Genomic DNA, 21817 nt, shown 5'->3' with positions numbered 1-21817 from the left:
ACAGGCGCGGTGACAGGCCTATCCTGAGCCACACACTGAAGTAAGGAGCAGCCATGAAAGTCCGATATCTGCACACGATGGTCCGGGTCAAAGATCTGGAACGCACCATGGCATTCTTTGAACTGCTGGGGATGAAGGAAACCCGCCGCTACGACAGCGAAGAGGGCCGGTTTTCCCTGATCTTCATGGCACCCGAAGGCCATGAGGACTGCCCGGTCGAGCTGACCTATAACTGGGACGGCGACGACGAATTGCCGTCGGACAGCCGCCATTTCGGTCACCTCGCCTATTCGGTCGAGAATATCTACGACATGTGCCAGCACCTGATGGACAACGGCGTGACGATCAATCGTCCGCCCCGTGACGGACGGATGGCCTTTGTGCGGTCGCCCGACAATATCTCGATCGAATTGCTGCAGGATGGGCCGTCGCTGGAACCAGCAGAGCCCTGGGCCAGCATGGAAAATACGGGCCATTGGTAAAGCGGACCGCCGCGACCTGCGCATTGGCGCTTGGCGCCGCCCTTTGGGCTGGGCAGGTCACGGCGAATTGCCGGCTGGCGCTGGTGCTGGCGATGGATGTGTCGGCGTCGGTCGGGGATAACGACTATGTGCTGCAGCGCGACGGTTTGGCGAATGCGTTGAACCTCGATGTGATCCGCAATGCGATTCTGAACGGCGCACCGGGCACCGTGGCATTGTACGTGTTTGAATGGAGCGGGCGTTACCAGCAGGACGTGATCGTCGATTGGACGGTGTTGGACAGCAATGGCGCGATCGACGACGTGATCGATCAGGTGGCGGGGCATCGCCGCATCTATAAGGAATTTCCCACCGCGATGGGCTATGCCCTTGGCTATGCGGCAGGGCAGTTCGATCAAGGGCCCCATTGCGACCGGAAGGTCATCGATATTTCGGGCGACGGGTCCAATAACGAAGGCTTTCCACCCGAAACCGCGTATATGCATTTTCCGTTCGACGGGGTCACGGTGAACGGGCTGGTGATCCAAGGCCGCGAAGAAAAGGTGCTGGAATATTATCAGCGCGATGTCGTCTATGGCCCCGGCGCCTTCGTGGAATACGCTGAAGGGTTTCGGGATTTCGAAACCGCCATGGGGCGCAAGTTATTTCGTGAAATCAATGGAATGATCCTTGGGTCGGTTGAGGGGGCGCAATGGTCGCCCGGATGATGCTGGCGCTGGCCGCCGTGGTATCGCTGATCACCGGCGCGGCGCAGGCGCAGTGTCGACAGGCCCTGTTGCTGGCGCTGGACGTGTCAGGATCGGTGGATTCCCGGGAATATCGGTTGCAATTGGACGGTCTGGCCGCCGCACTGACGGACCCTGCGGTGCAAGAGGCGCTGTTGCTGATGCCATCTGCGCCCGTGCGTCTGGCGGTGATGGAGTGGTCGGGCCCCGAATTTCAGCGCGTCATTCTGCCGTGGCGCGAGGTGCGTGATGCAAGCACAGTGTCCCAGATTGCTGCGACACTGCGCGCAACCCAGCGGGTGGAGGCTGATTTATCCACCGCCATTGGCGCGACCCTGCTGCGCGGGGCGGGCGAGATGGCCAAGCAGACAGACTGCTGGCGGCAGGTGATCGACGTGTCAGGTGACGGCAAGACAAACACCGGCCCCCTGCCCCAGACCATAGCCCCATCCATGGGCGATATCATCGTGAACGGTCTGGTGATCGGAGAGGCCGTCCCCACCGCCGGTGAAGGGCGCAACCCCGGACTGGCGGAATTAAGCGCCTATTACCGCGCCTATGTCCTTCATGGTGAAGAGGCGTTTCTGGAAACCGCCTATGGGTTCGAAGATTTCGAGGCCGCGATGATCCGCAAGCTGTTGCGGGAATTGCAGGTTGTCGCCGTCTCTGACGCCCGACCCGAGATCAGATAGCCGCCAAAAGGAAACGAGCCGAGATCCTCTGATCCCGGCCCGTCACCTTACACTCACATAATCGCCGCACCCTGCGGCGATCCCGTTTGGATGTGCCTGCACAACCATTCCCAAGTCCCTTCTGGACAGACACCTACCGAGGGTGAGTCGTCGTACTGGTTCGGCCAAAGACCGAAAATCGTCGCCAATCAATAGATGTAGCGGATTTGATCAGACCAGTAGCGTTCGATACGACGCAATGATGCGGTGATCAGATCGATCCCGCTGACGTCAAGAATATCGCGAGAGCCCAGTTCACTGGACTGACGTTTGAATAGCTCTGACACCGTGTCACGGACTTCGCGTCCCTTGGGTGTCAGGCGCACGCGGACGGACCGGCGGTCAATCTCGCAGCGCTGATGGTGCATGTAGCCCATTTCGACCAGCTTTTTCAGGTTATAGCTGACGTTGGACCCCTGATAGTAACCACGGGTTTTCAGTTCGCCCGCCGTCACCTCGTTTTCGCCGATGTTGAACAGCAGCAAGGCCTGAACCGCGTTCACCTCAAGCATGCCGGTGCGTTCGAATTCGTCCTTGATCACGTCCAGCAACAATCGATGCAGGCGTTCAATCAACGCCAGTGCATCGAGGTAGGAGGCCAGAAAGGCCTGTTCGCCCGCTGGAAGGGGCGTAGGATCATGAATCGACATGGGTGTTTCCGTTCCGTCACTACTGCTCGGGAACACTGTGACCGGAAAATCCCAAAAAACCGTTAAGTTAGATCGGTCTTTTTGACACCGGATCGTCGGCCGCAGCGGCAGCGATCTGTGCCACCAGCGGACCATAGGGGTCAGGGGCCGGTGTCTGGCCCGTGACCCATTGGTACAGATCCTGATCGTTCTCGGACAGGATCTGGTCATAGACGTCGAGTTCGGACTCGCTCAGCCCTGCCAGATGCGCATCGGCAAAGCGCATCATCAGGATGTCCATTTCTTTCATGCCGCGCCGCATGGATCGCATAGTCAGGCGTTTCAAACGTGTTTCGCGCGGCTCGATCGTCATGGATCAGCTGTCCTCTTTCAGTTTGGCCCGCAGGCGTTTTTCCAATACGGCCAGACGGTCCGCCTTGGCCACCAGATCGGACCGCAAGTTGCGCAGTTCCGTCAGCATGTCGGTCAGATCGCGCGGCAGTTCGCCCGACTCGTCCGGTGCGCTGACATCGTCACCCTGGCCCATCAGAAGCCATGGCAGCGATACGCCCAGAAGGCCAGATAGCATCTGCAGGCGGTTGGCGCGCGGTTCGGACAGGTCGTCTTCCCAGCCGCGCAGGGTGCCGGCTTTGACGCCAAGGCGCTTGGCCAGCTGTTGTTGGGTCATTCCTGCCGCTTCGCGCGCGGCTGCAAGACGATCTCCGAAGGTGGCGTTTTCGGCCGCGTACCAGCCGCCAGTGCTGTTGTCGTTCATTTGATCCCTTTCGCCCCCGGCGAAGCCGCTTGAGGGTTGTGTGCTTTGCTTCTATGACAGAGCCGTCCGAAACTCAAATAATCGGGGGCTCCGATGCCATTCCTTTCCGACACCCTGTCTCGCGTCAAACCGTCGCCGACCATCGCCGTGACCAACAAAGCCCGAGAGCTTAAGGCTGCTGGCAAGGACGTGATCGGCCTTGGGGCCGGTGAGCCTGACTTTGACACGCCTCAGAACATCAAAGATGCCGCAATTGCGGCAATCAACGAGGGGAAAACGAAATACACCGCCGTTGACGGCACGCCCGAACTGAAAGAGGCGATCTGCGCCAAGTTCAAGCGTGACAACGGGCTGGAGTATACGCCCGAGCAGGTCACCGTCGGCACCGGCGGCAAGCAGGTGCTGTACAACGCGCTGATGGCCACGCTGAACCCTGGCGACGAAGTTCTGATCCCTGCGCCCTACTGGGTGTCCTACCCCGACATGGTGCTGCTGGCCGGTGGCACTCCGACCTTCGTCGAAGGCCAGTTGGAGACGAAATTCAAGATCACGCCCGAACAGCTTGAGGCCGCGATCACGCCCAAGACGAAATGGCTGATCTTCAACTCTCCGTCCAACCCGACCGGGGCTGGCTATTCTGCGGAAGAGCTGAAAGCGCTGACCGACGTGCTGAAAAAGCACCCGCATGTCTGGATCATGACTGACGACATGTACGAACATCTGGCCTACGACGGGTTCGAATTCTGCACCCCGGCGCAGATCGAGCCGGAGCTTTATGACCGCACCCTGACGGTCAACGGCGTGTCCAAAGCCTATGCGATGACGGGCTGGCGGATCGGCTATGCCGCTGGTCCGAAAGGAGTGATCAACGCGATCCGCAAGGTGCAGTCCCAGTCGACGTCGAACCCCTGTTCGATCTCTCAGGCCGCTGCGGTTGAGGCGCTGAACGGTACTCAGGATTTCATCCCCGCGAACAACGAAATCTTCAAGCGTCGCCGCGACATGGTCTGCGAGATGCTGAATGCCATCGACGGGATCACCTGCCCGGTTCCCGAAGGCGCATTCTACGTCTATCCGTCGATTGCAGGCCTGATCGGCAAAACGACCCCCGGCGGCGTCAAAATCGAAAACGACGAAATCTTCGCGACCGAGCTGCTGGAAGACAAAGGCGTCGCCGTTGTCTTTGGTGAAGCGTTCGGGTTGTCGCCGAACTTCCGCGTGTCCTATGCGACCTCGGACGAGGCGCTGAAAGAAGCCTGTACGCGTATTCAGGATTTCTGCGCGTCGCTCAGCTAATCGACAACAACCATTGGATAGGGCGGGCTAAGGTCCGCCTTTCCCACATTGGTAAGGCCCAGCATGTCTAACGAACTGCCCCCGTATTACTTCCGCGTCCGCGATAACGGGGCGTTCGTGTTCAAAGTGCTGGCCGCCGACCGGGCCCGCCGGATCGAGCTGGAACAGATCGCCGTCGCCAACACGCGCAACGGCGATATCAAGCCGCACGGCGATCGCGAATTGTCGTCCGAAGAACTGACGGTGATCCAGAACTGGATGGCCGACCGGGTCGAGGTTCAGGCCGCCCGAGAGGTCGACGATATCCTGCGGGCTGTCGATACGTTGAACCAGACCACCCATTGGGCGCAGTCAAAGGCCAACGAAGAAGATCTGGACCTTGTGACCGATCATCTTTTGCTGGCCATGCACGATCTGCGCACGGTTCTGGTGCGCAAAAAGGCCGAACGCGTGCTGAAATCGCGCGGGCCGAAAAGCTAAGCACCCGTCAGATATTCGGCACGGTCGGCGGCTCGTCCACCTCGGGTACGATGCCGGATGTCAGCCGGGGGAAGGTGCGTCGCCAGAACAGCAGGTTCAGCAGCACCGCCGCGCAGGCCAGCCCCGTCGCCAGACCCAGCCAGACACCCACGCCGTTCAGCCCGACAGCAAAACCCAGACCATAGGCCACCGGCAGGCCGATCAGCCAATAGCTGATTGTGGCGATATACATCGGCACGCGGGTTTCCTGCACGCCGCGCAGAAGGCCGATCGCCATGACCTGCGCTGCATCTACCACTTGGAACAGTGCGGCCGCGGCCAGCATTCCGATCCCCAATCCGATCACCGCGCCGCGCTGCGGATCGCTGGGATCAAGGAACAGGCCGATCAGACGGTCGGGGATGGTCAGGAACAGGATCACCGTGACGATCACCGCCACCATGCTGATGGCAAAGGCCGCGATGGCCCCATCCCGCAGGCTGTCCCAGTTCCGCGTGCCCAGCGCCCGTCCGGCACGGACAGTGGCGGCATTGGACAGGCCGATGTGGATCATGAAGGTCAGCGATGTGATCTGCAGGGCGATCCCGTGGGCGGCCAAGGGGATCTCTCCCAACCAGCCCATCATGACCGAGGAGGCGGAGAATAGCCCGACCTCGGCCAGCGTCGTCAGGCCGATCGGAATCCCAAGGGCGAAGACCTGATAGAAGGCTTCCCAGTCGGCGCGCCACATGCGTTGGAACATCGTGTGTTCGGGCAGTTTGCGCTGGATGTAGAGGATCATCAACAAGGCTGACACCAGTTGCGTGCCGACCGACGCGATGGCAGCCCCCCGGATCCCCAGTTCGGGAAAGCCCAGATGACCAAAGATCAACAGCGCGTTCAGGCCAGCATTCACTGCGACGGCGGCAAGCGTGACCCAAAGGATGATCCGCGTGCGTTCAAGGGCTGAAAGAAAGCTTTTGAACACCATCACCACGTTGGCGGGCAACAGGCCCAGACCCGCAATGGCAAGGTAAAGCCCCGCCTGTTCCGCAACCTCCGGCGTCTGGCCTATGGCGCTGAAGATACCTTCGCTGAAGTACATCAGCGGTAGCGTGATCGCGGTGTAAAGCGCCACCAGCCACAGCGCCATGCGCGTTGCGCGACGGGCCTGAGTGGTGTCGCCGCGCGCCTCTGCCTCGGCCACCAGGGGGGTGACAGCCCAGGCAAAGCCGGACCCGGTGATGAAGACCACGAAAAAGAACCCGCCCGCCAGCACCTGCGCCGCAAGGGCGGTGACATCGTACCAGCCCAGCATGACCGCATCGGTCAACGTGATGGCAAACTGCGCGACATGGCTGCCGACCAACGGCAGACCAAGGCTTAGCAGGGCCGTCACGTGAGGTGCGTATTTTTTAAGCGTACTCATAACGCTGCTTAGGCCGGGTGGCGCGGCGCGGCAAGACTGCGGCTGTGGCAATCGCGGGTTTGCGGATCAGGTCAGCCTTAGGACCAGTGACAGCGCGATCAGCGCGATCAATGCGCCGACGGTCAGTTCGGTCAGTGCCGCGATCTGTGCCGCGCGCGACCGGTCCGGCAGGGCCGCCTGCAAACGCTCGACCGACGACCGCCGGATCCAGACGGACGCCAGCGCAGTACCGATCGTGATGGCGGCGGTGCCGATCCCGATGGCAAAGGCCCCGGCGATCCCGGCGGCCAAAAGGTCCATCCGCCATGCGATGATCAACAGAAACAGCGCGCCGGTGCAGGGACGGATGGCAATCGCACCGATCAGGATCAGCGCGTCCCGCAGCGATGTGACCTGCGCCGCCTGTTCAGCCGTCGGGGCATGGGCATGGCCGCAATGGGCGCAGACATCGCCATCGTCATGGTGGTCCCCATGGTGATGATGATGCGCCTGTCCGCGCGACGCCCACAGCGCGCGCAGCCCGCGCGACGCCAGCCACAGGCCAACCAACCCGATTGCAGCATAGGACAGCGCGTTCAGCGTCGTATCGGCTATCCCGGTGACCTGCGTCCGGGTGAACTGCAGCACACCGATCCCCGCCAGAACCAGCAGAACCGCCGTCGCGGATTGCGCCAAGCTGGACGCCAGTGCCAGCCCTGCCAGTCGCAGCGCCGCCACCGGACGGCCAAGGCCATACCCGCCGATCAGCACCTTGCCATGGCCGGGTCCCGCTGCATGGAACACGCCGTAGAGGAAACACAAGCCAAGAAGCGTGGCCAAAGCGCCCGCCTCTCCCTGCCTAAGGGCGCGAAGGCTGCGGGCCAGCGCGTTCTGCGCGTCCCGCTGACCATCGCGCGCCCAGACCGCAATCGCGTCCATCCCGCCACCGGGCCAAAGCCACAGCACCGCCGCAGCGATAATTAGCAGCGGCACAAACAGGGTCAGGCGTCCTACTGACATTCAAAGGTGACCGTTTCGGCGAAGAGATGCCCCAGCAAAGGGACATCCTGTGCGTCTTCGGGGAATTCCGACATCAGCGCCTTGGCTTCGGCATAGGCCTCGCCCTCGGACGGGCGGGTGATGTTCGGCTCGCACGTCGTGTCCTGCCCGCGCAGCTTGACGCCGCCGGTTAGATCGTAGGCCGTGTAAAACTCTGGATCATACGCGCGTATCGAAATGTCAGCGATATTCGTCGGGGCAAGCAGATCGCGCCGATGAACGGACATGATGCGTCCTTCCAGCACCTTGGTGGTGACCGGGGTCGGTTCGGACAGTGCGATGTCCTGCCCCGCTGCGTCGGTCAGATAAAGGTCGCCCTTGTACCCTTCCATCCATTTCATGTCCCAGCCTTGAAGCTGGGCCAATTCTTCTTCGGTCAGTTCCCCATCTGCGTCCTCGTCCAGCCCCATGTCCTGCAGGATCAGCAACGAATAAAACTCGTCATAGGCCCAGACCACCTCGACCGAGGTCATCTGGCCATCCTCGGACACGTCTACGATCAAGGCGGTGTCGATAAAGACATGTGGATGTGCGACCGCGGGAACCGTGTGAGTCGCAAGCAAGATCAGGGCGGAAAGGGTCAACCGTCGAAGCATGGCGCATGAATACTTGGCCCGCCGATCCACGACAAGCCTGCGGGCGGTCCAGTGGCGGCTGCTTGCCAGTGCTGCTGCGCCGCGGCGTGACAACGCAAGCAGGCTTGCCTAGCCTCGAACTTACCGCACGGTCAGGAGGGGCCAGTTGCGGGAAAGTTCATGGGAGGACAGATTGCTTAATTCACTGATCAAACTAGCCATTTCCACCGCCGCAGCGGGCGCGTTCATGGCCGGCACGGCCATGGCGGAAAACCATGGCGATATGAGCTGGACCGAGTCGAAGTACGGTCCCGATGACGAAATCGGCGCGGCCAACCTGTTGACGCCCGAACGCGCCAAGATGGCGGCAGAGCTGGTGACAGAAGGCAAGACCTACTCTCTGGGTCTGACGCTGGACAGTACGGTTCCGGCCTTCGCACCGCGGTCTATGTCCATCGCGGTCCTGCAGCCGGGTCAGGTCAACAATTCGGGCCTTGGTCCGACCAAAACAACCTATAACGACGATATCTTTATGGGCTGGCTGGGGATCGGGTCTCAGATCGACGGGCTGGGCCATATCGGTGACGACCACGTCTATTATAACGGCTTTCAAGGGTCTGAATTTGTTCAGGCCGACGGCATGACCAAACTGGGTATCGAAAAGGTGCCGCCGATCGTGACGCGTGGCGTGCTGCTCAACATGGCCAAGTTCTATGGCAAAGAGATGCTGGACGAAGGCACCGCCTACACCCGCGAAGACATCATGGCCGCAGCCGATCAGCAGGGTGTCGAGATCCGCGAAGGCGACGTGGTTCTGTTCCATTCCGGCTGGCTGGACCTGCTGAAGGAAGAAACCCGCGACGCCGCCCGCTATGGCTCGGTCGAGCCGGGGCTGGGCAAGACCGGGGCTGAATATCTGGCTGAGATTGGCGTGGTCGCCGTGGGTGCCGACACCTGGGGGCTTGAGGCCGTCCCGTTCGAAGAAGGCGTCGGCGTCTTCGAGGTGCACCAGATCCTGCTGGCCCACAACGGCATCTACATTCTTGAGAACATGGTGACCGAAGAAATGGCCGCCGATGGTGTGACAGAGTTCATGTTCGTCTTGGGCCAAGCCAAAGTGCGCGGCGCGGTTCAGATGATCATCAATCCGGTCGCGATCCGGTAGGAGGCTACGGAGCGCGACAGGTCTGGCGGGCGGTCCTTCGGGGCCGCCCGTTAGCGTTTCCCCTTAGACAGATCGCCGCTGTTCCGGGTGCATAGACGCGCCAAGGATATGATCGCTGGCGTGGATCACGTGATGCGCGGTCGACACGATCTTTGGGTCCGGCGCATGGGCGATCTTTAGATCTTTGCCCGGATAATCCAGCGAATTCAGGAAGTGCAGCATGCAGTTCAGCCGTGCCCGTTTCTTGTCATCCGATTTCACGATGGTCCAAGGCGCGTCGGCGGTGTCGGTGTAGAAGAACATCGCCTCTTTCGCCTCGGTATAATCGTCCCATTTGTCCAAGCTTGCCTTGTCGATGGGTGACAGTTTCCAGCGTTTCAGGGGATCGGTGGCGCGCGCCTTGAAACGGTTGCGCTGTTCTTCCTGCGTGACCGAGAACCAGAACTTGTAAAGCCGGATCCCGGACCGGGTCAGCATCCTCTCCAACTCGGGCGTCTGGCGCATGAATTCCAGATATTCGTTGGGTTCGCAAAACCCCATCACACGCTCGACCCCGGCGCGATTATACCAAGACCGGTCGTACAGCACGATTTCGCCGTTGGTCGGCAGGTGTTCGATATAGCGTTGAAAGAACCATTGACCCTTTTCCACATCGGTCGGTTTGTTCAGGGCAACAACACGGGCGTGGCGCGGGTTGAGGTGTTCGGTGAACCGTTTGATCGTGCCACCCTTGCCCGCCGCATCCCGGCCTTCGAACAACAGGACGAACTTCTGCCCCGTTTCCTGCGCCCAAAGCTGCACCTTCAAAAGCTCGGCCTGCAGCTTGGCTTTCTGCGCCTCGTAGGTGCGGCGGGAAATGCGTTTGTCGTAGGGATAGGCCCCGGCCTCGAACGCGCGGCGCAAGGCATCGGTGGTGTCACTGGCCGCCACGGCGGGTGCTGGATCAGTAGATGCGGTCTGTGGGGTCGTTTCGGGGCTGGCAGCCATGGTGTCACCTCTTTCGAATGGGTGCCCGTTCATAGCGCGCCTGAACAACTGCCGCCTTGATACGCATCAAAACACAGGCCACGGTAGAAATATGAAAACACGCGATACGATCCTGAACGGCGAAACCTTCCACATCCGCGAATGGGGTGACCCGTCTAACCCGACGCTTTTGATGCTGCACGGCTTTCCCGAATACGGTGGCGCCTGGGCCGATCTGGCGGAACGGTTGGCCGATTCCTACCACTGCGTTGCGCCGGACCAGCGCGGCTATGGCGGGTCCTACGCCCCGGCCGAGGTCGAGGCCTATCGCATCAGCCAGATGATGCACGACCTGACCGCGCTAATCGATCAGATCGGCGGCCCGGTCATCGTGATTGGCCACGATTGGGGCGCGGCAGCGGCCTATGGCATCGCGATGGCCCGGCCCGACTTGGTAACCAAGCTGGTGATCCTGAACGGTGTGCATCCCGGCCCCTTCCAAAAGGCGCTGGCCACGGGCGGGGATCAAACGGCAGCGTCGCAATACATGACGTTCCTGCGCCGTGACGATGCCGAGGACAGATTGTCAGCCGACAATTATGCCAAGCTGATGGGCCTGTTTGCCGAAAATATGGATATGTCGTGGATGACGCCCGATCGGCAGGTCGAGTATATCGCGGAATGGTCCAAGCCCGGTCGCCTGCGCGGCATGGTCAACTGGTACCGTGCAACGCCGCTGATCATCCCCAAACCGGGCGAAACCGCGGACATCCCGGACCTGCCCACCGACAAATTGCGCGTGCGGATGCCGCATCTGCTGATCTGGGGCATGGGCGACACGGCCCTTTTGCCCGAGGCGACCGAGGGGCTGGAAGCCTATTGCGATGACCTGACCCGCGTTGAGGTGCCGGATGCCGACCATTGGATCGTGCACCAGAAACCCGATCAGGTCGCACAGCTTATCCGCGACTGGCTGGAGTAACTGATGACCGACGCCTTTGACCACTTGATCCCAGAGGCGCAGGATTTCTGCCGCAGGCTTGGCGCGAACAACACCCGTGACTGGTACCTCGACCACAAGGACGAATACCTGACCAAGCTGAAACGCCCGGCCGAGTTGCTGTTGGAACAGGTCCGTCCGGGGTTAGAGGCGATCACTGGCACCCCAGCTTCGACCAAGCTGTTCCGCATCAATCGTGACCTGAGATTTGCCAAGGGAAAGCCGCCCTACAAGGATTACCTTCACATGCTGTGGTATTCCCCCACGGGCGGCGTCGCGCCATTGGGCTGGTTCTTCGGGATCGAGACCGACCGCCTGCGGATCGGGGCGGGCTACATGGGGCTGGACGGCGACGCGCTGACCGCGTGGAGAGAGGCAGTCGCCGGACCGACGGGCGATCAGATCGCCCGCGGGATCGCGGACCGGCTGGCCCGTGGCGACACGACATGGGACCCGGCCTTGAAACGCGTGCCAGCGCCCTACCCCAAGGATCATCCGCACGGCGACCTGCTGCGGCGCAAATCCATGGTCCTGTTTCATGACATGGCCGTGCCCGACACCGACCTGCCCGGCGCGATCCTGACGGAATTCTGCGATCTCTGGCCCGTGTTCCGCCCCATCGACGCCGCCCTGAATCACCACTGACAGTCGTGCGACTTATCCACAGGCGCAGGGGCCTCAACATCTTGTGAAATCGCAGATGTACCCCCCCGCGCCGAAAAAATAGCAAGATGCGGTAGGAATTTGCGGGTCGAAGGGCCGATTCAACAACCTGCGCGCTTTTCCAACCGCGTCAGGCCTGCCATAGTACGGTCCAACCCGTCGAAAGAGCAGACCAATGGCCAGTGACCTTCTGAGTGACAGCAAGCCCGAGACCTATGACGCCTCCTCCATCGAGGTGCTGGAGGGGCTGGAGCCGGTTCGCAAACGCCCCGGCATGTATATCGGCGGCACCGACGAACGCGCACTGCATCACCTTGTGGCCGAAGTGCTCGACAACTCGATGGACGAAGCGGTGGCAGGCCATGCCAACCGGATCGAAGTTGAGCTGCATGACGATTATTCCATCACGATCCGCGACAATGGCCGCGGCATGCCCTTTGACCCGCACCCCAAGTTTCCCGGCAAATCCGCGCTAGAGGTGATCCTGTGCACCCTGCACGCAGGCGGTAAGTTCGGTGGTAAGGCGTATGAGACGTCGGGCGGTCTGCACGGCGTGGGTGCATCTGTCGTGAACGCGCTGTCGGATTCGATGGTGGTTCAGGTCGCGCGGGACCGCAAGCTTGTCGAACAGCGGTTTTCACGCGGCATCCCTCTTGGTCCGTTGGAGGAAATCGGTGCTGCCCCCAATCGGCGCGGCACAACCACCACGTTCCATCCCGACGCCGAAATTTTCGGATCGCACAAATTCAAACCCGCGCGGCTGTTCAAATCCATCCGGTCCAAGGCCTATCTGTTCTCGGGCGTCGAGATCCGCTGGAAATCCGCCATCGATGATGGGGAAACCCCGACCGAAGCGACGTTCCATTTCCCCGGTGGTCTGGCTGACTATCTTCAGGAAACGATGACCGGCGCGATGGTCTATGCGGAGGCCCCCTTTGCCGGGCGGGTCGACTTCCAAGGTCGCTTTGGCGTTCCGGGCCGCGTGGAATGGGCGATCAACTGGACGCCCGTGCGCGACGGCTTCATCCAGTCCTACTGTAACACGGTGCCGACGCCCGAGGGCGGGACCCATGTCGCAGGGTTCTGGGCTGCGATCCTCAAGGGGATCAAAGCCTATGGTGAGCTGGTGAACAACCGTAAGGCCACGCAGATCACGCGCGATGACCTGATCTATGGCGGCTGTGCGCTGGTGTCGTGTTTCATCCGTGAACCAGAATTCGTTGGCCAGACCAAGGATCGTCTGGCCACGGTCGAAGCGCAGCGGCTGGTCGAGAACGCGGTGCGTGACCACTTTGACAACTGGCTGGCAGCGGACACCAAGTCTGCTGGCGCGATCCTTGATTATCTTGTGCTGCGGTCCGAAGAACGGCTGCGTCGGCGTCAGGAAAAAGAAACACAGCGGAAGACCGCGACCAAGAAACTGCGCCTGCCCGGAAAGCTGACCGATTGTTCGGCCACCAACCGCGACGGGACTGAGCTGTTCATCGTCGAGGGCGACAGCGCCGGTGGCTCTGCCAAGATGGGGCGCGATCGCAAGACACAAGCGCTGCTGCCACTGAAAGGTAAAATCCTGAACGTATTGGGCGCTGCATCAAACAAGATTGGCACCAACCAAGAAATTAACGACCTGTGTCAGGCCATGGGCGTCGGCATCGGCACAAAGTTCGACATCAACGACCTGCGGTACGACAAGATCATCATCATGACCGACGCAGACGTCGACGGCGCGCATATCGCGTCGCTGTTGATGACGTTTTTCTTCACGCAAATGCGGCCTCTGATCGACAAAGGCCATCTGTATCTGGCCTGCCCGCCCCTGTTCCGTCTGACCCAAGGCGCGCATCGTATCTATGCGCAGGACGAGGCAGAGCGGGACATGTGGCTGGAAAAAGGCTTGGGCGGCAAAGGCAAGATCGAGGTCAGCCGCTTTAAGGGTCTGGGCGAAATGGACGCAAAGGACCTGAAGGAAACCACGATGGACGTGAAGACGCGCAAGCTGATCCGCGTCACGGTGGACGAAGATGCCCCGGGCGAAACCGGCGATCTGGTCGAACGCCTGATGGGCAAAAAGCCCGAGCTTCGATTCCAGTTCATTCAGGAAAACGCGCGGTTTGCCGAGGATCTGGACCTCTGATCTACAGGTACTGACTCGCGCTGATCCCAATGCGGTCCGCCACCGTTCGGTCCAATTCCTTGTCAAAATGTTGCCAAGGCCCGGACTCTTCCCAGTTTCGGTCACGATCCCGCCGCGATTCAGCAGCACCTTGAGGGGCAATCTGCATGGGGGTGCAGATTCCACCAAGAAGGTGACAAATGAAAAGACTGCTGCACAGGTTCCGCACCTCAGAAGAAGGGTCGGCAACCATCGAAACCCTTATCTGGCTGCCCGTGTTCATCTGGGTGCTGGTGATGATCATCAACGTCTCGTTCATCCTGTTCGAGAAGAATCAGGCGTTCCGTATCGTTCAGGATGCCAACCGCGTCCTGTCGACGGGTTATATGCTGACGACCGCGGAAACCGAGGCCTATATCGCCTCTCGGTTGGCTGACATCGCCCCGGACGCGGTGGTGGCGACATCGATCAACGATGGCATCGTTACGTCGAACGTGTCCTATCAGGTGTCACAAGTGTTCATGCCAAACATCGTGGCGGGGATGGTGAACACGCAGGTGTCGATCTCGGCCCAGCACTTCATGGAGTATTAATTGATGACGGTGCGGATTGTCCGGTGCCTGCGCCGCGAGGATGGCAGCATGACGCTGTTGTCGATGTATTTTCTGGCTGGCGTCTTGGCGGTCAGTGCTCTGGCCGTTGATTTCGCCTACCTTCTGTCTGCGCGGAACCAGTTGCAAGTCGCGGCGGATGCGGCGGCGCATGCGGCGTTGTATTACCGTGAACAGCACGATGCAGAGGACGCCAAGGTCAAGGCCGTCGCGATCGCCAATCATTCGATGCCTGAAGACAGCTATGGCGCAGTTCTGCGGGCTGAGGATATCGAATTCGGTCATTGGGATTACGACAGCCAGACCTTTACGGTCGATGATTTCTCAAAAGACGCGGTGCGCGTGCGTCCGGGCCGGACCGAAACACGCGGCAACCCGGTCGCGGCGCATCTGTTCGCCATCCTGAACAAACCGATGTGGGACATGACGGCACAGGCGGTCTTCGTGGTGTTCGACCCGCATTGCCTGCGCGAAGGGTTCGTGGGCGACAAGGTCGTCGATATCCAGTCGAACAACGGCTACGAAAAGGGATTTTGCGTCCATTCGAACCAATATGTGTCGGTCAATTCCAACAACACGTTCGAGGCGGGAACCGTGGTGTCCATGCCCGACAGCGACGAGATTGAGCTGCCGCGCTCGGGCTTTGAATCCAACGCCGGTCTGCAAGCGGCCCTGCGCAACGGGTATTACCGCCTGCGGATCCTGAACCAGATGGATCGCATTTACGAAGACCTGTACTGGGCCAGCGGGGATTTCCTGCCGGATTATATCGCCAGCGCCGTGCCGATCACGGTATCCCAGAAAAAGCTGACGAATGCCGACCTGATCCCGGAACGCGTGCACCGCGTGAATTGCGGCGGGCAGGCCCTTCAGATCGAGGCGGGGACCCTGTTGCATCGCGTCGTGGTGGTCACGGATTGCGCGATCCGTTTTGGCGCAGGGGTTATTCTGGACGAAGCGGTGATCATCACCCAGTCGACGGATGCCAAAAGCATCAACTCTGCTTCTGATTTGCAGATCGGCCGCGACGATGCCTGCGCGGATGGCGGCGGGGCGCAGATCATCACGTACGGCGGACTGGAAGTCCCGGCGGCGTTGAAATTCTTCGGCGGTCAGGTGATCGCCAAGGGCAATGTCAGCTTCTCGGCCGATGCGGGCGGGATTGAAGGCGCGTCGGTCATCGCGGGCGGGACGATTTCCGGCACGTCGAACATGACGATGGGCTACTGCGGCACCGGCATGGACGACAACTTTACCGTTCCGTACTTCCGCTTGGCATTCTAAGCCGGGACCAGTTGTCCTGCGTCCAAGCGCAGGACACGGTCCATCCGCGCGGCCAATTCCATGTTATGGGTGGCGATCAGGGCGGTCAGTCCGGTCTGGCGCACCAACTCCATCAGCGCGGCAAAAACCCGGTCCGAGGTTTCGGGGTCAAGGTTGCCGGTTGGTTCATCCGCCAGCAGGATCCGCGGCTGGTTCGCCAGCGCGCGGCAAAAAGCGACGCGCTGCTGTTCACCGCCTGACAGGGCAGCCGGACGGTGGCTGGCGCGCGCTTCGATCCCAACCAAGGACAGCAGGTGTTTCGCCCGGTCCCGCGCTTCGGCGCGCGATGTACCGTTGGCCAGCTGCGGCAAGATGATGTTCTCTTCTGCCGTGAACTCGGGCAGCAGGTGGTGGAACTGATAGACAAAGCCCACGTCGGCGCGGCGGATCGCCGTGCGGCGCGCGTCGCTTAGGTCCTGCGCCGCCTCACCCGCGATAAGGACTTCGCCCGAGTCCGGCTGATCCAGCAGGCCCGCGATATGCAGCAGCGTGGATTTGCCAGCGCCGGAAGGGGCGACCAGCGCGACCGCCTCGCCTTTGCTTAGCGACAAGTCGACGCCGCGCAACACGCGGATTTCGCCGGTTTGGCCTTGGTTATAGACCTTTTCGATGCCGCGCAGTTCTAAGGACAGATCACTCATAACGCAGCGCCTCTACCGGGTTCATACGGGCGGCACGGCGGGCCGGGAAAATCGTGACGATAAAGGACAGGCCCAAGGACAAGGCGATGGCCGACAATACGTCGCCCAATTGCAGCTTGGCCGGCAGGGCATAGATGCCGCGAATTGACGGATCCCAGACGCCGCCACCAGACAGGCGGTCCACCAGCGCAAAGATCGGGTCAATGTAGATCGCGAACAGACATCCAAGGATCAATCCAATGGCGGTCCCGATCAGCCCGGTTGATGCACCGCACAGGAAAAAGACCCGCAAGACCGACCCTTCGGTCAGCCCCATGGTCCGCAGAATGCCAATGTCGCGGCCCTTGTTCTTGACCAGCATGATCAGGCCAGAAACGATGTTCATCGACGCGATCAGCACCAGCACGCTGAGGATGATGAACATCACGTTGTCTTCGATATCCAGCGCGCGCAGGAACGACCCGGCACTGTCACGCCACGTCCAGATCAGGGCGCGATCGCCTGCCGCGTTCAGCAGTGGAATGGCCAGTTGGTCGACCTCTTCGGGATGTTCGACCATCACCTCGATTTCATCCGCGACGCCTTCGCGGTTGAAATAGCTCTGCGCCTCGGCAAAGGGCATGTAGACGCGGGTCTGGTCGATGTCGTAGCGCCCAGCGCTAAAGATGAACGTGACTTCGTAGGTTTTGACGCGGGGCGAGGTGCCAAAGGCCGTTTTCACCCCATCGGGAGAGATCAGTTTGACCCTGTCCCCGATCGTCACGTTCAGCGACCGCGCGATGCCAGAACCAAGCGCGATGCCGTCGTCGAACCGGGTCAGATCGCCCTGCGACGTCTCGGGGTTCGCGACGCGTGGGATCGTCGCCAGATCAGCGCCGTTGATGCCAAAGACCTGAACGCCCGTGGTTTCGCCCTGCGCGCTGGCCATGACCTGCCCTTTGACCAAGGGTGCTGCGCGGGTGACGCCCGGGACGGCGGCGATGCGGGCGGCCATGTCGGTGTAATCCGGGATGGTGCGGTCCAACCGCCCCACGTCGTTCACCTCTCCGGCGTTGTAGATGGTGACATGGGCGTTGGCACCAAGGATGGTATCCACAAACTCGGCCCGGAACCCGGCCCGGACGGACAGCGTGATGATCAACGCGGCTACGGCCAGCGAAATTCCAATCAGGCTGATCCACGTCATGACGCTGACGCCACCTTCGGCCCGCCGCGCCCGCAGATACCGCCACGCGATCATCCATTCGAATGGGGCAAAGGGCTTGGGGCCGTTGGACTTGGTCGAGGTGGCCATGATGGCTCCGCTTCATTTGGGGTGGGGCAGATGTGCGGTGCGCAGCCCCGCACGTCAAGGGACAAACCATTTCGGCCATGGACCCGACGGCGGGGGTCGCGTGTTAAGGATGCAGGAGGCCTGATGCTGGACTGGATACAGAATAACTCGACCTTGATCACCGCCAGTGTGCAGCTGGTGACGGCGGCTGTCTGGGTCGTCTACCTGCATATCTTCATCGTCAGTTTTCGGCGGCAAAAGCGGTCGAACATTCTGATCAACCGGATCGCGGGCAACCACGACCGGGCTCATATCCTTGTGGGCAACATGGGAGCAGAGCCGATTTACGTGTCGGCTGTGATCGTGGATGTCACAGTGGCTGGCGAACAGCACACGGCCGTGGTGACCGAAGACCTGTTTGACGAAGATAATGCCGAAGAAGACCCCAGTGCGCGCAGCCTGTCGAACCAAGGTCCGCTGAAAAGCGCCGAGACGCGGGACATCGGCGCGCTTGGTGACCTGATCGACCGGGCCATGGCCGCCGCAGGGATCGATGCGCACGCAAAGGACCTAGAAGACGTCAAAGTGACCATCACGGCCGATGGCACCTACGATCACCTGCTGGTCGCCGCATCGCAAAGCTATGGCGTCTATCACGGCCAGGACCGGCGTCGCTTCCTGCCCAAGGACAGCCAGACCCGTCAGATCCGCAGCCGCCGCGCCCGCCAGTCCCTGTCGGCCAAGCTGGACGCCGCGCTGCGACGCGAGGCGGAGGCGGTCAGGCAGGGCGGCGACGGAAGGGTGCGCTCAGCAGCCTGAGAAGGTCGCCCAAAAGCCCTGCGACCAGCAAACCGATGACCAGCCCTGCCCCGGCAAAGACCGCCCCTTCGAAGGTCAGGGGCAGCGCGGGACGGAAATCTTCGGCCGTGCCCCGCATCAGGTCCGCATCGTCGAACCTTGCGACTTGGTAGGCGCGTGTGAAAGGCCCGGCCCCCCGCAGCGCCTGCAAATCCGCGCTTAGCCGTTCGTGACGGGCGATGGCGCGCGACATGTCGGTGCGTCGGCGTTCCACAAAGGATGACCCGGTCATAGACGCCAACGCTTCGTCCCTGGTCAGCCCCTCGGCCTTCGCCGAGCGGTCGAAATCCTCGACGATACGTCCCAGTTCCTCGACCGAGCCAGCCAACCTTTGCAGGTATTGCTGCGAATATTCGGGGAATTGCGACATCCCCGCCGCCCCGGTGATCCCGATGGCCAGTGTCAGCGCCCGTGCGATCATGAAGCTTGCCCACCCATCCCCTAACTATAGGCGAGATTTCCGGCGCGGTCATTCCCCCGCAAAAGCAATCCCCGCCAAGGCGCCGTCCAATTCGATCATTTGGGGCCATGTCACGCAGGCGTCGTACCACGCGGTCAGCGTCCATCCGTTGACGAAACGCACGGCATAGCTGCCAAGGTTCGGGCCGTCGTTGAAACACAGCGCGCCAAAGTGCCAGACGTTCTGGCCATCGCGGAAATCGCGCTGCGTCATGCCCATGCCGTAGTAGACCGGGCCGTCGATCTGCTGGCGGGGCAGCTGCGCCAAGCGGTCGGTCAGGATGCCCCCTGCCCCGAAAGCGTAATCGACGAACTGCGCGTAGTCGCCGACGCTCATCGCCCAACCGCCCCACGGCAGATAGCCCGCAAACAGGTCGGACGGGTCGCCCTTCACTCCTGCGCGGGCCAGCACCCGTTCCCGGCAGGCAGCGTCGTAGGGTTGACCTGTGACGGCTTCGATCACCGATCCAAGAACGGCGTAGTTTTCGTTGCTGTAGTGATATTTGGGCGTGCCGTCGGTCAGGCGGTCGGGGTCCAGCGCGGCCTCGGTTATCTGCGGCCAGCGCGGTGTGGGATCGCCCTTCCACGCCAGCATAGGCCCTTGAGTGTGGTCTTTTTCCAGACCCGTCGCATGGCTTAGCAAGGCGCCGATCGTCACCCGCGCGGCTTGTGGAAGGTTCAGCACCTGCCGCGCCTCTGTGTCGTAGGTGATGCGGTTCTGATCGACGAGAGCCGAGATACAGACCCCGGTGATCGCCTTGGAGAGAGACGCCAGATCGACGGGCTGATCCGCCTCCATGCCGATGGTCACGGTTTCGACAGGTTCGTTGTCGTACCGCAGGGCAAGTGCTGCGCGGGTCACGCCCGCATCATTCACCCAAAGCTCTAGCGCGGTGCGAAAGTCGGCGACCCGGTCGGCGGGGGCCTGAGCCTGCGTGACCGTTGCAGCCACCGTCAGGATCAGGACCAACCGCCACATGGGATCAGACGCCTTCGTAGATCGCGGCGATCCGTTTGACCGCCTCTTCCGGCGGCATCTCTTCGCTTTCGCCGGTGCGGCGCGAGGTCAGTTCGACCACGCCATTTTTCAACCCACGGGGGCCAACGGTAATGCGCCATGGCAGGCCGATCAGGTCCATCGTCGCGAATTTGCCGCCGGCGCGTTCGTCCCGGTCATCATAAAGCGGATCAAGGCCAAGCGCCTTGAACGAGGCATAAAGCGCCTCACATGCCGCATCGGTTTCGTCATCGCCCTGACGCAGGTTCACGATGCCGACATGGAAGGGCGTGACGCCCTCCGGCCAGATAATGCCTTTGTCGTCATGGCTCGCTTCGATGATCGCGCCCAGCAGACGGCTGACACCGATCCCGTGCGACCCCATGTGCACGGGAACTTGCGTGCCCTCGGCGGTCTGGACGTTTGCACCCATGGCTTCGGAGTACTTGGTACCGAAATAGAAGATCTGGCCCACCTCGATACCGCGCGCGACACGGCGGCGGTCTTCGGGGATTTCGTTGAACAGCGCCTCGTCATGGGTTTCATCCGTGCGGGCGTACCGAGAAGTGAATTCCTCCAGCACGGCCTGACATTGTTCGACATTGTCAAAGTCGACCTCGCGGTCGCCAAAGGTCAGGTCGGTGATTTCGCTGTCGTAGAAAACCTCGGATTCACCGGTTTCCGCCAGCACAAGGAATTCGTGGGTGTAGTCGCCGCCAATCGGGCCACCATCGGCGCGCATCGGGATCGCCTGAAGCCCCATGCGTTCGTAGGTCCGCAGATAGCTGACAAGGTGACGATTGTAGGCGTGCAGCGCGTCTTCCTTGGTCAGGTCAAAGTTATAGCCATCCTTCATCAGGAATTCGCGGCCGCGCATCACGCCGAACCGGGGGCGGATCTCGTCCCGGAACTTCCACTGGATATGGTACAGCGTCAGGGGCAGATCTTTGTAAGACCGGACGTAGCTGCGGAAGATGTCGGTGATCAGCTCTTCGTTGGTCGGGCCGTATAGCATATCGCGATCATGGCGGTCGGTGATGCGCAGCATTTCCTGACCGTAGTCGTCGTAGCGACCGGATTCACGCCACAGGTCTGCCGACTGCAGCGTCGGCATCAGCATCGGGATATGCCCGGCCTTCTGCTGCTCCTCGTGCACGATCTGTTCGATCCGCTTCAGCACTTTGTAGCCAAGCGGCAGCCAAGAGTAGATCCCGGCGCTGGCCTGTTTGATCATGCCCGCGCGCAGCATGTAGCGGTGGCTGACGATCTGGGCGTCGGCGGGGGTTTCCTTGAGAACGGGCAGGAAATAGCGGCTTAGGCGCATGCGGTCGGACCTTTGGTTATTGGCCCGTGTGGATTAGGCGATTTCGCTGCGCCGAACAAGCGGCGTCGAGGGGACCTCCTAGCGCGCACCTTCGAGATAATGAGGTGATTGTCGGCGGATTGTCCTGGAAATAGAAACAATACGCGTCATTGGGGCGGATAGGTTGAGCCTGCGCCACCATGACTTGGGGATGATGGAGGCGCAGGCAATCGCAAAGGCACTGGGGAATAGCCCGTACGATCTGATGCTTTCCGACTTTGGTCGTAAACTTTAGGTCGGAAGCAG

Annotated in this window: 24 protein-coding genes; 12 read left to right on the top strand and 12 right to left on the bottom strand. The window is 61.2% G+C overall.

All coding sequences use genetic code 11. From position 1 onward, the window contains the following. Positions 1–53 precede the first annotated feature (53 nt). Genes ACI3GR_RS01970 through ACI3GR_RS01960 form a run of 3 tightly spaced genes read left to right on the top strand, consistent with a single transcriptional unit; the run spans position 54 to position 1899 of the window. A complete protein-coding gene (locus ACI3GR_RS01970; protein WP_407492207.1) occupies positions 54–482 on the top strand; it encodes a VOC family protein in 429 nt (142 codons plus the stop codon). Beyond that, positions 476–1189, top strand: coding sequence for a DUF1194 domain-containing protein (locus ACI3GR_RS01965; RefSeq protein WP_407492206.1), 714 nt, complete (start codon positions 476–478; stop codon positions 1187–1189). Before ACI3GR_RS01970 ends, ACI3GR_RS01965 begins: the two co-directional genes overlap by 7 nt. After that, positions 1174–1899: a DUF1194 domain-containing protein gene (locus tag ACI3GR_RS01960; RefSeq protein ID WP_407492204.1), complete on the top strand. Its 726-nt coding sequence runs from the start codon at positions 1174–1176 to the stop codon at positions 1897–1899. Before ACI3GR_RS01965 ends, ACI3GR_RS01960 begins: the two co-directional genes overlap by 16 nt. Positions 1900–2087: 188 nt before the next feature. Here ACI3GR_RS01960 and ACI3GR_RS01955 read toward each other — a convergent pair whose 3' ends face one another. From ACI3GR_RS01955 to ACI3GR_RS01945, 3 genes are all read right to left on the bottom strand, one after another. Further along, complete coding sequence (locus ACI3GR_RS01955) at positions 2088–2588, bottom strand: MarR family winged helix-turn-helix transcriptional regulator (RefSeq protein ID WP_407492203.1); 501 nt, start codon at positions 2586–2588, stop codon at positions 2088–2090. A gap of 67 nt (positions 2589–2655) precedes the next feature. Next, entirely contained in the window at positions 2656–2940 is a 285-nt protein-coding gene (locus tag ACI3GR_RS01950) for an FAD assembly factor SdhE (RefSeq protein WP_407492202.1), read from the bottom strand. Positions 2941–2943: 3 nt separating this feature from the next. Continuing rightward, positions 2944–3342, bottom strand: a complete 399-nt coding sequence (locus tag ACI3GR_RS01945; RefSeq protein ID WP_407492201.1) for a helix-turn-helix domain-containing protein — start codon at positions 3340–3342, stop codon at positions 2944–2946. 93 nt (positions 3343–3435) lie between these two features. Between ACI3GR_RS01945 and ACI3GR_RS01940 the strand changes: the two genes are divergently transcribed. Both ACI3GR_RS01940 and ACI3GR_RS01935 read left to right on the top strand, forming a co-directional pair. Continuing rightward, entirely contained in the window at positions 3436–4638 is a 1203-nt protein-coding gene (locus tag ACI3GR_RS01940; protein ID WP_407492200.1) for a pyridoxal phosphate-dependent aminotransferase, read from the top strand. Positions 4639–4701: 63 nt separating this feature from the next. Continuing rightward, a complete protein-coding gene (locus ACI3GR_RS01935; protein ID WP_407492199.1) occupies positions 4702–5118 on the top strand; it encodes a hypothetical protein in 417 nt (138 codons plus the stop codon). A 7-nt stretch (positions 5119–5125) separates the two neighbouring features. Here ACI3GR_RS01935 and ACI3GR_RS01930 read toward each other — a convergent pair whose 3' ends face one another. The 3 genes from ACI3GR_RS01930 to ACI3GR_RS01920 form a co-directional block, all read right to left on the bottom strand. Continuing rightward, a complete protein-coding gene (locus ACI3GR_RS01930; RefSeq protein WP_407492198.1) occupies positions 5126–6526 on the bottom strand; it encodes an MATE family efflux transporter in 1401 nt (466 codons plus the stop codon). Between the two features lie 66 nt (positions 6527–6592). Further along, on the bottom strand, positions 6593–7525 hold the full coding sequence (locus ACI3GR_RS01925) for a nickel/cobalt transporter (protein WP_407492196.1): 933 nt from the start codon (positions 7523–7525) through the stop codon (positions 6593–6595). Then, positions 7516–8160: a DUF1007 family protein gene (locus ACI3GR_RS01920; RefSeq protein ID WP_407492194.1), complete on the bottom strand. Its 645-nt coding sequence runs from the start codon at positions 8158–8160 to the stop codon at positions 7516–7518. The genes ACI3GR_RS01925 and ACI3GR_RS01920 overlap by 10 nt, the downstream gene beginning before the upstream one ends. A gap of 172 nt (positions 8161–8332) precedes the next feature. On the opposite strand from ACI3GR_RS01920, the gene ACI3GR_RS01915 reads away from it, so the two are divergent. Continuing rightward, positions 8333–9304 carry a cyclase family protein gene (locus tag ACI3GR_RS01915; RefSeq protein ID WP_407492192.1) on the top strand — a complete coding sequence of 324 codons (972 nt, stop codon included), beginning with the start codon at positions 8333–8335 and terminating at the stop codon, positions 9302–9304. A gap of 63 nt (positions 9305–9367) precedes the next feature. Here the strand turns inward: ACI3GR_RS01915 and ppk2 are convergent, their stop codons facing one another. Then, a complete protein-coding gene (ppk2, locus tag ACI3GR_RS01910) occupies positions 9368–10291 on the bottom strand; it encodes a polyphosphate kinase 2 (protein WP_407492191.1) in 924 nt (307 codons plus the stop codon). Positions 10292–10382: 91 nt separating this feature from the next. Between ppk2 and ACI3GR_RS01905 the strand changes: the two genes are divergently transcribed. The 5 genes from ACI3GR_RS01905 (at position 10383) to ACI3GR_RS01885 (ending at position 15941) form a co-directional block, all read left to right on the top strand. Further along, the gene (locus ACI3GR_RS01905) at positions 10383–11252 is read left to right on the top strand and encodes an alpha/beta fold hydrolase (RefSeq protein ID WP_407492190.1); all 870 of its coding nucleotides are present in this window, start codon (positions 10383–10385) and stop codon (positions 11250–11252) included. 3 nt (positions 11253–11255) lie between these two features. Beyond that, on the top strand, positions 11256–11915 hold the full coding sequence (locus tag ACI3GR_RS01900) for a TIGR02453 family protein (protein WP_407492189.1): 660 nt from the start codon (positions 11256–11258) through the stop codon (positions 11913–11915). A 193-nt stretch (positions 11916–12108) separates the two neighbouring features. Next, entirely contained in the window at positions 12109–14067 is a 1959-nt protein-coding gene (parE, locus tag ACI3GR_RS01895; RefSeq protein ID WP_407492188.1) for a DNA topoisomerase IV subunit B, read from the top strand. A gap of 179 nt (positions 14068–14246) precedes the next feature. Further along, entirely contained in the window at positions 14247–14639 is a 393-nt protein-coding gene (locus ACI3GR_RS01890) for a TadE/TadG family type IV pilus assembly protein (RefSeq protein WP_407492187.1), read from the top strand. A 48-nt stretch (positions 14640–14687) separates the two neighbouring features. Then, positions 14688–15941, top strand: a complete 1254-nt coding sequence (locus ACI3GR_RS01885; RefSeq protein WP_407492185.1) for a pilus assembly protein TadG-related protein — start codon at positions 14688–14690, stop codon at positions 15939–15941. Here the strand turns inward: ACI3GR_RS01885 and ACI3GR_RS01880 are convergent. Together ACI3GR_RS01880 and ACI3GR_RS01875 are read right to left on the bottom strand one after the other, a co-directional pair. After that, on the bottom strand, positions 15938–16621 hold the full coding sequence (locus tag ACI3GR_RS01880; protein ID WP_407492183.1) for an ABC transporter ATP-binding protein: 684 nt from the start codon (positions 16619–16621) through the stop codon (positions 15938–15940). The genes ACI3GR_RS01885 and ACI3GR_RS01880 overlap by 4 nt on opposite strands. Next, on the bottom strand, positions 16614–17915 hold the full coding sequence (locus ACI3GR_RS01875; protein WP_407492181.1) for a lipoprotein-releasing ABC transporter permease subunit: 1302 nt from the start codon (positions 17913–17915) through the stop codon (positions 16614–16616). The genes ACI3GR_RS01880 and ACI3GR_RS01875 overlap by 8 nt, the downstream gene beginning before the upstream one ends. 123 nt (positions 17916–18038) lie before the next feature. Between ACI3GR_RS01875 and ACI3GR_RS01870 the strand changes: the two genes are divergently transcribed. Beyond that, positions 18039–18713 carry a hypothetical protein gene (locus ACI3GR_RS01870; RefSeq protein WP_407492179.1) on the top strand — a complete coding sequence of 225 codons (675 nt, stop codon included), beginning with the start codon at positions 18039–18041 and terminating at the stop codon, positions 18711–18713. Here ACI3GR_RS01870 and ACI3GR_RS01865 read toward each other — a convergent pair. From ACI3GR_RS01865 to proS, 3 genes are read right to left on the bottom strand one after another with little or no spacing between them, the layout of a single operon-like run. Next, on the bottom strand, positions 18673–19173 hold the full coding sequence (locus tag ACI3GR_RS01865) for a DUF2937 family protein (protein ID WP_407492178.1): 501 nt from the start codon (positions 19171–19173) through the stop codon (positions 18673–18675). The two genes, ACI3GR_RS01870 and ACI3GR_RS01865, sit on opposite strands and share 41 nt — an antisense overlap. Positions 19174–19221: 48 nt before the next feature. Then, positions 19222–20190 (bottom strand): serine hydrolase domain-containing protein, encoded by a 969-nt coding sequence (locus ACI3GR_RS01860; RefSeq protein ID WP_407492177.1) that lies wholly within the window; start codon positions 20188–20190, stop codon positions 19222–19224. A 4-nt stretch (positions 20191–20194) separates the two neighbouring features. Next, the gene (gene proS, locus ACI3GR_RS01855) at positions 20195–21532 is read right to left on the bottom strand and encodes a proline--tRNA ligase (protein ID WP_407492176.1); all 1338 of its coding nucleotides are present in this window, start codon (positions 21530–21532) and stop codon (positions 20195–20197) included. Between the last annotated feature and the right edge of the window lie 285 nt (positions 21533–21817).

This window comes from Pseudooceanicola aestuariicola (assembly GCF_045763785.1).
Classification (GTDB): domain Bacteria; phylum Pseudomonadota; class Alphaproteobacteria; order Rhodobacterales; family Rhodobacteraceae; genus Pseudooceanicola.
Note: the sequence above shows the minus strand (reverse complement) of the source record. Positions and strands in the feature narration are given on the sequence as shown.

Excerpts from the sequence above, each read along its gene's own strand:
- ACI3GR_RS01970 (WP_407492207.1), top strand. The coding sequence starts at position 54 with ATGAAAGTCCGATATCTGCACACGATGGTCCGGGTCAAAGATCTGGAA.
- ACI3GR_RS01960 (WP_407492204.1), top strand. The coding sequence starts at position 1,174 with ATGGTCGCCCGGATGATGCTGGCGCTGGCCGCCGTGGTATCGCTGATC.
- ACI3GR_RS01955 (WP_407492203.1), bottom strand. The coding sequence starts at position 2,588 with ATGTCGATTCATGATCCTACGCCCCTTCCAGCGGGCGAACAGGCCTTT.
- ACI3GR_RS01950 (WP_407492202.1), bottom strand. The coding sequence starts at position 2,940 with ATGACGATCGAGCCGCGCGAAACACGTTTGAAACGCCTGACTATGCGA.
- ACI3GR_RS01945 (WP_407492201.1), bottom strand. The coding sequence starts at position 3,342 with ATGAACGACAACAGCACTGGCGGCTGGTACGCGGCCGAAAACGCCACC.
- ACI3GR_RS01940 (WP_407492200.1), top strand. The coding sequence starts at position 3,436 with ATGCCATTCCTTTCCGACACCCTGTCTCGCGTCAAACCGTCGCCGACC.
- ACI3GR_RS01935 (WP_407492199.1), top strand. The coding sequence starts at position 4,702 with ATGTCTAACGAACTGCCCCCGTATTACTTCCGCGTCCGCGATAACGGG.
- ACI3GR_RS01930 (WP_407492198.1), bottom strand. The coding sequence starts at position 6,526 with ATGAGTACGCTTAAAAAATACGCACCTCACGTGACGGCCCTGCTAAGC.
- ACI3GR_RS01925 (WP_407492196.1), bottom strand. The coding sequence starts at position 7,525 with ATGTCAGTAGGACGCCTGACCCTGTTTGTGCCGCTGCTAATTATCGCT.
- ACI3GR_RS01920 (WP_407492194.1), bottom strand. The coding sequence starts at position 8,160 with ATGCTTCGACGGTTGACCCTTTCCGCCCTGATCTTGCTTGCGACTCAC.
- ppk2 (WP_407492191.1), bottom strand. The coding sequence starts at position 10,291 with ATGGCTGCCAGCCCCGAAACGACCCCACAGACCGCATCTACTGATCCA.
- ACI3GR_RS01905 (WP_407492190.1), top strand. The coding sequence starts at position 10,383 with ATGAAAACACGCGATACGATCCTGAACGGCGAAACCTTCCACATCCGC.
- ACI3GR_RS01900 (WP_407492189.1), top strand. The coding sequence starts at position 11,256 with ATGACCGACGCCTTTGACCACTTGATCCCAGAGGCGCAGGATTTCTGC.
- parE (WP_407492188.1), top strand. The coding sequence starts at position 12,109 with ATGGCCAGTGACCTTCTGAGTGACAGCAAGCCCGAGACCTATGACGCC.
- ACI3GR_RS01890 (WP_407492187.1), top strand. The coding sequence starts at position 14,247 with ATGAAAAGACTGCTGCACAGGTTCCGCACCTCAGAAGAAGGGTCGGCA.
- ACI3GR_RS01885 (WP_407492185.1), top strand. The coding sequence starts at position 14,688 with ATGACGCTGTTGTCGATGTATTTTCTGGCTGGCGTCTTGGCGGTCAGT.
- ACI3GR_RS01880 (WP_407492183.1), bottom strand. The coding sequence starts at position 16,621 with ATGAGTGATCTGTCCTTAGAACTGCGCGGCATCGAAAAGGTCTATAAC.
- ACI3GR_RS01875 (WP_407492181.1), bottom strand. The coding sequence starts at position 17,915 with ATGGCCACCTCGACCAAGTCCAACGGCCCCAAGCCCTTTGCCCCATTC.
- ACI3GR_RS01870 (WP_407492179.1), top strand. The coding sequence starts at position 18,039 with ATGCTGGACTGGATACAGAATAACTCGACCTTGATCACCGCCAGTGTG.
- ACI3GR_RS01865 (WP_407492178.1), bottom strand. The coding sequence starts at position 19,173 with ATGATCGCACGGGCGCTGACACTGGCCATCGGGATCACCGGGGCGGCG.
- ACI3GR_RS01860 (WP_407492177.1), bottom strand. The coding sequence starts at position 20,190 with ATGTGGCGGTTGGTCCTGATCCTGACGGTGGCTGCAACGGTCACGCAG.
- proS (WP_407492176.1), bottom strand. The coding sequence starts at position 21,532 with ATGCGCCTAAGCCGCTATTTCCTGCCCGTTCTCAAGGAAACCCCCGCC.